6 protein-coding genes and 2 pseudogenes are annotated in these 8,943 nt (G+C 68.8%); 7 read left to right on the top strand and 1 reads right to left on the bottom strand.

Translation table 11 applies throughout. The features are described 5' to 3' along the window. Both QN345_RS12330 and QN345_RS12325 read left to right on the top strand, forming a co-directional pair. On the top strand, positions 1 to 605 hold a 605-nt coding region (locus QN345_RS12330; RefSeq protein WP_323508693.1), incomplete at its 5' end, for an NADP-dependent oxidoreductase. Positions 606 to 662: 57 nt separating this feature from the next. Continuing rightward, a pseudogene (locus QN345_RS12325) lies at positions 663 to 1,304 on the top strand (type 1 glutamine amidotransferase domain-containing protein); the annotation flags it as partial. Between the two features lie 93 nt (positions 1,305 to 1,397). Here QN345_RS12325 and QN345_RS12320 read toward each other — a convergent pair. Continuing rightward, a pseudogene (locus tag QN345_RS12320) lies at positions 1,398 to 1,892 on the bottom strand (RsmD family RNA methyltransferase); the annotation flags it as partial. A gap of 55 nt (positions 1,893 to 1,947) precedes the next feature. On the opposite strand from QN345_RS12320, the gene QN345_RS12315 reads away from it, so the two are divergent. From QN345_RS12315 to QN345_RS12295, 5 genes are all read left to right on the top strand, one after another. Then, complete coding sequence (locus QN345_RS12315; protein WP_134560775.1) at positions 1,948 to 4,188, top strand: ATP-dependent DNA helicase RecG; 2,241 nt, start codon at positions 1,948 to 1,950, stop codon at positions 4,186 to 4,188. Positions 4,189 to 4,622: 434 nt separating this feature from the next. Continuing rightward, on the top strand, positions 4,623 to 6,860 hold the full coding sequence (locus QN345_RS12310) for a cell wall-binding repeat-containing protein (RefSeq protein WP_241980942.1): 2,238 nt from the start codon (positions 4,623 to 4,625) through the stop codon (positions 6,858 to 6,860). Between the two features lie 146 nt (positions 6,861 to 7,006). Continuing rightward, on the top strand, positions 7,007 to 7,495 hold the full coding sequence (gene coaD, locus QN345_RS12305) for a pantetheine-phosphate adenylyltransferase (RefSeq protein ID WP_134447540.1): 489 nt from the start codon (positions 7,007 to 7,009) through the stop codon (positions 7,493 to 7,495). A 134-nt stretch (positions 7,496 to 7,629) separates the two neighbouring features. Continuing rightward, on the top strand, positions 7,630 to 8,589 hold the full coding sequence (locus QN345_RS12300; protein ID WP_241975540.1) for an AAA family ATPase: 960 nt from the start codon (positions 7,630 to 7,632) through the stop codon (positions 8,587 to 8,589). A 98-nt stretch (positions 8,590 to 8,687) separates the two neighbouring features. Further along, on the top strand, positions 8,688 to 8,943 hold a 256-nt coding region (locus QN345_RS12295; protein WP_323508692.1), incomplete at its 3' end, for a hypothetical protein.

Raw genomic sequence — 8,943 nt, 5'->3', positions numbered from 1 at the left:
CTGCGGCCGAGGCAGAGCCGCTCGCCCAGGCGTCGAGGTCTGCGCGAAGGGCCGCGACCGTTCCGGCCGTCGGCAGCATGGTCGGCCAGATCGCCCGCCTCAAGGGTGCCGGCCGCGTTGTCGGTTCCGCAGGCACGCCCGAGAAGGTTGCGCTGCTCACGAGCAAATACGGCTTCGACGCCGCCTTCAACTACAAGGACGGCGACATCGCCGGCCAGCTCGCCCTCGCCGCACCCGATGGCATCGACGTGTACTTCGACAACGTCGGGGGAGAGCACCTCGAGGCCGCCCTCGGCGCCTTCAAGGACGGCGGACGCGCTGCACTCTGCGGCGCGATCTCCCTCTACAACACGACCGAGGCATCCGCGGGACCCCGCAACATGTCGAACATCGTGACCCGCGGGCTCACCCTGAAGGGGTTCACGGTCGGCAACTACCTGCAGCACTTCGGCGCGTTCTCGACCGAGATGTCCGGATGGCTGACGAGCGGCGCCGTCGTCTTCGACGAGACCGTCGTCGACGGGATCGACAACGCGGTCGAGGCCTTCCTGGGCCTCATGCGCGGAGAGAACACCGGCAAGATGGTCGTGCGCACGACCGTCTGAGCCGACTCGATCCCGCTCCACGACACGCATCCACCCATTTTTGAACATTGGAGAATCATGGCCCACGTACTCTTCGTCGTCAGCGCCGCTGACCACTGGACCCTCAATGACGGCACCCTGCACCCGACCGGGTACTGGGCGGAGGAGCTCGCGGAACCGCACCGGCGATTCAGCGAGGCCGGATGGTCCATCACCATCGCGACTCCCGGCGGGGTCGCGCCCACGATCGACCGCGGCAGCCTCACCCCCCAGGCCGCGGGCGGGGAGGACCGGGCCGCCGAGATCATCGCCTACCTCGGGTCGATCGGCGAGGAGCTCGACGCCCCGCGCAGCATCGACGACATCGATGTCGCCGACTACGACGTGGTCTTCTACCCCGGTGGCCACGGCCCGATGGAGGACCTCGCTGTCGACGCGACGTCCGGCGCGCTCATGACCGAGGCGCTCGACACCGACCGTATCCTGGCCGTGTTGTGCCACGCCCCTGCCGCGCTCCTCGCCGCGAAGCGCGCGGACGGCAGCTGGCCGTTCACCGGTTATCGCATGACCGGGTTCACGAACGAGGAAGAGGTCATCGGGGGACTGGCGCCCAAGGCGCCCTGGCTCGTGCAGACCCGCCTGGTGGACCTCGGCGCGGACTTCGTCGAGGCGGCGCCGTTCACCGCGCACATCGAAGTCGACCGTAACCTGTACACCGGTCAGAACCCGGCATCCTCCGGCGAGCACCGGGGCGGCGTACCAGACGGTCGTGTCGCCGTAGTCCTTGCGGCGCTCGGAAGCGAGGCCAGTACCCCAGGACGGCTCGGGGGAGCGGGAGCTGCGCTCGACGACGACGAGGGCGTCCGGGTCGAGCAGGGGGGTCAGGGCGAGCAGGTTGTGCCCGAGTTCGACGTCGGAGAGCTCATACGGCGGGTCGAGGAAGACGAGTTCGAACCCGTCGCCCGTCGCCGCGAGAAATGACTGCACGGCCTGCGCGGAGACGCGGATCGACGGGGCGTCCTTCTTCGGGGCGGCCTTGAGCACCGCGTCGGTGTTCTTCCGGCACATCTGAGCCGCCCCGTAGCTGTTCTCGACAAGGGTCACGATGCGGGCACCCCTGCTCGCGGCCTCGAGCCCGAGGGAACCGGAGCCCGCGTAGAGGTCGAGCACCCGGGCGCCCCGGATGATGTCACGGGCGTCGAGGGCGGAAAAGATCGCCTCGCGCACCCGGTCGCTCGTGGGGCGTGTGCCCGACTTGGGAACAGCGAGGGGCAGGGAACCGGCGAACCCGGAGATGATGCGCGTCATGTCCGTTCGAGCCTAGCCGGACCGCAGTGTCGGCGGCCGCGCCTACGATCGAAGGATGACGGATGCGACCGCGGCGGACGGCGAGAAGCTCACCGGCGCCCTGACCCTGGATACCCCGCTCACGGCACACGGAACGATAACGGCCGCCGAAGCGAAATCGCTCGCCAAGGCGTTCGACATGCGCACCGTCGGCGACCTGCTCAGTCATTACCCTCGCCGCTACGCCAGGCGCGGAGAGCTCAGCGCGATCAGCGAACTGCCGCTCGACGAACAGGTCACGATCTTCGCCGAGGTGCGTTCGATCTCCACCCACGACATGAAGACCCGCAAGGGCTCGATCACGACCGTCAAGATCTCCGACGGCCGCGGCATCCTCACCCTCACGTTCTTCAACCAGGCCTGGCGCGAGAAGCTGCTCGCACCGGGCACCCGCGGCATGTTCACCGGCAAGGTCACCTCGTTCAAGAACCAGCTGCAGCTGGCGCATCCGCACTACAAGCTCTTCGTCGCCGGGAGCGACGAGGAACAGGAACACGAGATTCCCACGGAAGGCGAGGCCTGGCTCGTCGAGCCCGTCCCGGTCTACCCGGCGACCGCCGCGGTCGCGAGCTGGGACTTCCAGACGATCGTCGGAAAGATACTCAAGCACCTCGGCCCCGTCGAGGACCCGCTCCCGCCTGCGCTCCGCTCCGAACGCGGCCTGCTGCCGCACCGGAAGGCCCTCGAGCTCATCCACCAACCCGCCGTCGACGCCGACTGGATCAGGGCCCGCGACACCCTTCGGTTCACCGAGGCATTCGTGCTGCAGAGCGCGCTCGTGCAGCAGCGAAACGCCGCCAGGGCGACGAAGTCGACCGCACGGGTGCCCGTCCCCGGCGGGTACCTCGAACGCTTCGACGCCCGCCTTCCGTTCACCCTCACCGGCGACCAGCTGACCGTCGGCGCCGAGATCGCGAGGGACCTCGCCGACACCGCACCGATGAACCGGCTCCTGCAGGGCGAGGTCGGTTCAGGCAAGACGCTCGTCGCGCTGCGGGCGATGCTCGCCGTCGCCGACACCGGGGGACAGGCCGCCCTGCTTGCGCCGACGGAGGTGCTCGCGGCCCAGCATCTGCGGTCGATCGTGCAGATCCTCGGCCCCGACCTGGCCGCAGAACTTGTGCCCGTGCTGCTGACCGGCAAACTGCCCGTCGCCCTTCGACGCAAGGCGTTGCTGCGAGCGGTCTCCGGCCAGGCCAGGATCGTGATCGGCACGCACGCCCTCCTGGCCGAATCGGTGTCGTTCTTCGACCTCGGACTCGTGGTCATCGACGAACAGCACCGCTTCGGCGTCGATCAGCGGGAGGCACTCCGCCTCAAGGGTGCTGTGCCACCACACCTCCTCGTGCTGACGGCGACACCGATCCCGCGCACGGTGGCCATGACGGTCTTCGGCGACCTCGACGTGTCGACGATCGCGATGCTCCCGGCAGGCAGGCAGGGCATCCAGACCTATGTTGTGGCGCTCGCCGAAAAGCCGCAGACCTTCTCGCGTGTCTGGACCAGGCTGGCCGAGGAGCTCGCCCTCGGCCGGCAGGGTTTCGTCGTGTGCCCTGCGATCGCGCCGAAGGAACTTGAGGAGGGCGAGGAATTCGAACAGCCGGCGACAGAGAAGGGCGCCGCCGACGCCGCGCCGGCCGTGCCCCCGGAATCCGTCGAGGTCGTGCTCGAGAGGTTGCGCTCCCGGCCGGAGCTCGCAGCGGCCAGGATCGAACCGCTGCACGGCCGGATGACCGCGGACCAGAAGGACCAGACCATGCTCGCCTTCGCCGCGGGCCAGATCGATGTGCTCGTGGCCACCACGGTGATCGAGGTCGGCGTCGACGTGCCGAACGCTTCGGTGATGGTGGTGCTCGACGCCGACAGGTTCGGCGTCTCGCAGCTCCACCAGTTGCGCGGGAGGGTCGGCCGCGGCGGGGTGCCGGGGCTCTGCCTGCTCGTCACCCGTGCGGAAGTCGACTCTCTCGCTCGGTCAAGGGTCGAGGCCGTCGCCGCAACCCTCGACGGTTTCGAGCTCGCCGAGATCGACCTCGAGCTGCGCAGGGAAGGCGATGTGCTCGGCAGCACGCAGTCCGGCGGGCGTTCCTCGCTGCGGCTGCTCCGGGTCGCGACCGACGGCGAACTCATCCTCGAGGCGCGCACCCACGCGCAGGAGCTCGCGGCGGATGACCCCGAGTTCGCGAGCGTGCCTGCCCTGCGCGATGCGGTGCGCCGGCGACTCGACGACGCGGAACGGGCCTCGCTCACCAAGGGCTGAACTCCGCGCCGCCGAATGAGACCCAACCAGTGCAATCGTCACCGGTCTGGGCCGTTTCGGGCACCCGGCGACCCGCGAAGTGGGGGTGATTCCCGGCCTATCCCGTCCCGCGAGCGCGGTGCTACGGTGCCTCAACAATCAAACAGGTCCTTCCCCCGGGTTGCGCACCAGCGCGATCGGGGACGATTTGGGAGTCTATCCGGGCTCGGTGAAGAGCTTCATCGATCCGGGTGCCGTCCACCGGGAATCGTCGACCACACAGCGCTGGAACACACCCGGCCCACGCACTCGCCCACCATTCGATTCCCGACGCCCGAACGGAAGTTGACATGTCCCAGTCCGAACCCGCTTACACAAGCGACTCGCTGCGAGTGACCTTGCGTAGTCCCCTCCGGCGGCGGCCCAGGTGGCGCGCCTTCGGAACAGCGTCCGTGATGCTGCTGTCCCTCGGTTCCGTTCTGGGGACGGCCCTCCCGTCCCAGGCCGCGACCACCGACCCGGTGACCGTCGTGAGCCTCACGTTCGACGACGGCGACGCCGACCAGAGTGCGGCCGTTTCGATCCTCGACGCGGCGGGACTTAAGGGAACCTTCTTCATCACGACCGGCTGGATCGGCGCATCCAACTATCTGACCGTCCCGCAACTGACCGCGATGGCAGCAAGCGGGCACGAGATCGGGGGCCACACCGTGAGCCACCCCGACCTGACGACCCTGCCCGCCGCCGAGGTCACCAAGCAGATCTGCCAGGGCCGGAATACCCTCGACGACTGGGGATTCAAGACCACGACGGACTTCGCCTACCCGTTCGCGACCGTGAGCCCCGCAGTCGCGGCGGCCGTGAGTGCGTGCGGCTTCAACAGCGGACGCATGCTCGGCGACGTCGGCGGCACGACCGGTGTGTTCGCCGAGACGATTCCGCCGGCCGACGCGTTCCAGACCCGGGCTCCCGAGGAAGTCGACTCGACCTGGACCCTCGCCACCCTGCAGAAGACCGTGACGGATGCCGAGACCCACGGCGGAGGCTGGGTCCAGCTGACCTTCCACCACGTCTGCGACACCGCACCGGGGGTGTGCGACCCGCTGAACCTGACCATCACGCCAACGCTCTTCCAGCAGTTCGTCGACTGGCTCAAGGTCCGCACGCCCACATCCCCCCTTTCAACCACCAACACGATCGTCAAAACCGTTCACGAGGTCCTCGGCGGAACGGGGAAGCCTCTGGTGGCGTCCACGAACAGCTTCCGGGCAGCTCCGGCCGCCGGTGAGAACGGCGTGCTGAACCCCAGCCTCGAGACGGCGAGCACGGTGGTGCCGCCGGCCGGAACCACGCTGCCGCCGGAGTGCTGGCAGCAGGGCGGGTTTGGAGTGAGCACCGCGACATTCACGACGCTCACCACAGCCGCAGAAGCGCATACCGGTACGAAAGCAGAACAGCTCGTGGTGACGGGCCTGACCAGCGGCGATGCGAAACTCGCCCTGATGCAGGACCTCGGAACCTGTGCACCGACGGCGACCCCCGGTCACACCTATTCCCTGAGAGCCTGGTACAAATCGACCGTGCCCACCCAATTCGACCTCTACTATCGCAACGCGGACGGTGGCTGGATCTACCAGACCTCTGGCCCGTTGTATAACGCGGCGACCGCGTACACCCAGGTGGCCTGGACGACGCCGGTCGTGCCTGCCGGCGTCACCGGGATCAGCTTCGGACTCAACCTGATCAGCAACGGCACGCTCGTGACTGACGACTACGCCCTGTACGACACCGTCGGGGCCCCTGCGACCCTCGTGACGCCGGCCGTCCCGACCATCACAGGTGTTGCCGCGGTCCGACAGGTCCTCACCGCCGTTCCCGGAGCCTGGACCCCGGTTCCGATCGTTTTCACCTACCAGTGGTCGGTTGGAGGGGTCGCCGTTCCCGGTGCAACAGCCGTGACGTATACACCCGTCCTCGCCGACCAGGGGAAGACCGTCACCGTGACGGTCACCGGCACGGCCACCGGCCTTCCCGCGGTTTCCGCGACGAGCGTCGCGAGCGCCGCAGTGGCTGCGCCCGCCGCGGCGACGGCCACGCGGTTGTGGGGTCAGGATGCCTATGGCACGTCGGCCGCGATCTCCGCTGGGACGTTCCCGACGCCGGGTGTGCCTGTCGCGTACGTTGCGACGGGTGAGACGTACCAGGATGCATTGTCCGGTGCCGGTGCTGCCGGGGTGAACAAGGGTCCGGTGCTGCTCGTCCAGCCCAATGGGATCCCGGGTGTCATCGCGGCAGAGCTTGCCCGGTTGAAGCCGGCCAGGATCGTGGTGCTCGGCGGCAATCTGGCTGTCTCGGATGGTGTCTTCGCAAGCCTCTCCGGGATCGCGCCGACGACGCGGTTGTGGGGTCAGGATGCCTATGGCACGTCGGCCGCGATCTCCGCTGGGACGTTCCCGACACCGGGTGTGCCGGTGGTCTATCTGGCCACGGGCGAGACTTACCAGGATGCATTGTCCGGTGCAGGTGCCGCCGGCGTGAACCAGGGACCGGTGCTCCTCGTCCAGCCCAACGGCATTCCCGCCGTCATCGCGGCGGAGCTCGCCCGGTTGAAGCCGGGCCGGATCGTGATTCTCGGCGGAAACCTCGCGGTGTCCGACGCGGTCATGGCCCAGTCGCTGGCCCTGGTCGGCTAGATCGCGCACGAAGGCCAGGCGGGAGACTCCGCCTGGCCTTTCGCGCGCGATCGCTGGCCGGCGAATTTGGCCTCCCAGCAGGGCGAATGCCGAGAGTGTGCCGCCCGGGGAGGCGCGAGACGTGCTCGCGCGTTAGGGTATTGCGTATGCGCAGGATCGCCGTTGTCCCTGGTTCATTCGACCCCGTCACGCTGGGTCACCTCGACGTGATCGAACGGGCGGCGGGCCTCTTCGATGAAGTGCACGTGCTCGTCGTGCACAACCCCGACAAGACGGCCCTCCTGCCGATCAGCCAGCGCGTCTCCCTTCTGCAGCGGGCGATCGCAGACGCCGGCCTCCCGGACACCATCATCGTCGCGTCCTGGAGCATGGGACTGCTCGTCGACTACTGCCTCGAGGTCGGGGCAAGCGTGCTCATCAAGGGCATCCGTTCCCAGGTCGACGTCGCATACGAGACACCGATGGCGATCGTGAACCGCAACCTCGCGGGCGTCGAGACCATCTTCATGCTGCCTGACCCTGCGAATGCCCACGTGTCCAGCTCCCTCGTGCGACAGGTCGCCGCGCTCGGCGGCGACATCTCGCCATACGTGCCCCGCGTCGTCGCGCAGTACCTGCAAAAGGCACCCGTGTGACCGCCCCGCCCGCCGGCGCGACAACGGATGTCCCCGCGGGCGTCCCGACGCAGCGCGCCCCGGGCATCCGACCGGTACCGGCGGCCGCGCCGGGGGCGGACCCCCCGCCCGACGCAGACCTCGACCTCGACCTCGTGGCCGAGGCCGGCCGGGCCATCGTCCGCAACGTCGAAACGGTCATCGCAGGCAAGCACCCCGCCGTCGTCACGGCCCTGACCGTGCTCCTCGCCGAGGGCCACCTCCTCATCGAGGACGTGCCCGGCGTCGGCAAGACCATGCTGGCCAAGGCCCTCGCCCGCTCAGTCGACTGCTCGGTCAGCCGCATCCAGTTCACACCGGACCTGCTCCCTTCCGACGTCACGGGCGTGAGCGTCTTCAACCAGGTCGACCGCAGGTTCGAGTTCAAGCCGGGGGCCATCTTCGCGAACATCGTGATCGGCGACGAGATCAACCGGGCGAGCCCGAAGACCCAGTCGGCCCTCCTCGAGTGCATGGAGGAACGCCAGGTCACCGTCGACGGAGCGACCTACCTCCTTCCGCTCCCGTTCACGGTCGTCGCGACCCAGAATCCGATCGAGATGGAGGGCACATACGCCCTCCCCGAGGCCCAGCGGGACCGTTTCATGGCCCGGATCTCGATGGGCTACCCCGACACGACCTCCGAGCTCGCGATGCTCGACTCCCGAGACACCTCGAGCCCGCTCGCCGGAATCGACGCCGTCGTCACCGGCGCCCAGTTGCGGGCCATGATGACGGCGGCCCGCGGTGTCTTCGCCTCCAGCGCCGTCAAGCAGTACGCCGTCGACATCGTGCGGGCCACCCGTTCGGACAAGGACCTCCGCCTCGGTGCGAGCCCGCGGGCAACCCTGCAGCTCATCCGTGCCGCCAAGGCGCAATCCGCTCTGCAGGGCCGTGACTTCGTGCTCCCCGACGACATCGATGCGCTTGCCGTCGCCGTCCTCGGCCACCGGCTGGTGGCGAGCAGCCGGGTGCTCGGGCACCAGCATCAGGACTCGAGCCCGCTGCTCGAGGACATCGTGCGCCGGATCCTCGCGGCGACCCCGGTGCCGCTCGGCGCCTCCGGTCGCCCGTAGCCGCCATGTCTGCGCGGCGACCTCCCTCGCGGCCGGTTCGGTTTCCCCGGCTCACCCTCCGGGGTGGCGCCTTCCTCAGCGGGGGAGCGGTGCTGACGGTGGTGTCATTCTCGGAGAACCGGCGGGACCTGCTGTTCATCGCCCTCCTGCTGGTCTCGGTGCCGATCGTCGCCGGGCTGTCGGTGGCCCTCCGACCCGTCCGGGTGCGCGTCGGCCGTGACTTCCGCCCCAACCTCGTCTCCGCGGGCGGGCAGACGACTGAGCTGCTCACCGTCGAGAACGTCGGGGTGCAGCCGCTTTCCGGGGTGCGCTGGCGCGAGACCGGCCCGATGGGAACGACACCGATGCCCAGGG

Origin of the sequence: Cryobacterium sp. 10I1, assembly GCF_035019805.1 — a bacterium.
In the GTDB taxonomy this organism is placed as follows: domain Bacteria; phylum Actinomycetota; class Actinomycetes; order Actinomycetales; family Microbacteriaceae; genus Cryobacterium; species Cryobacterium glucosi.
Note: the sequence above shows the minus strand (reverse complement) of the source record. Positions and strands in the feature narration are given on the sequence as shown.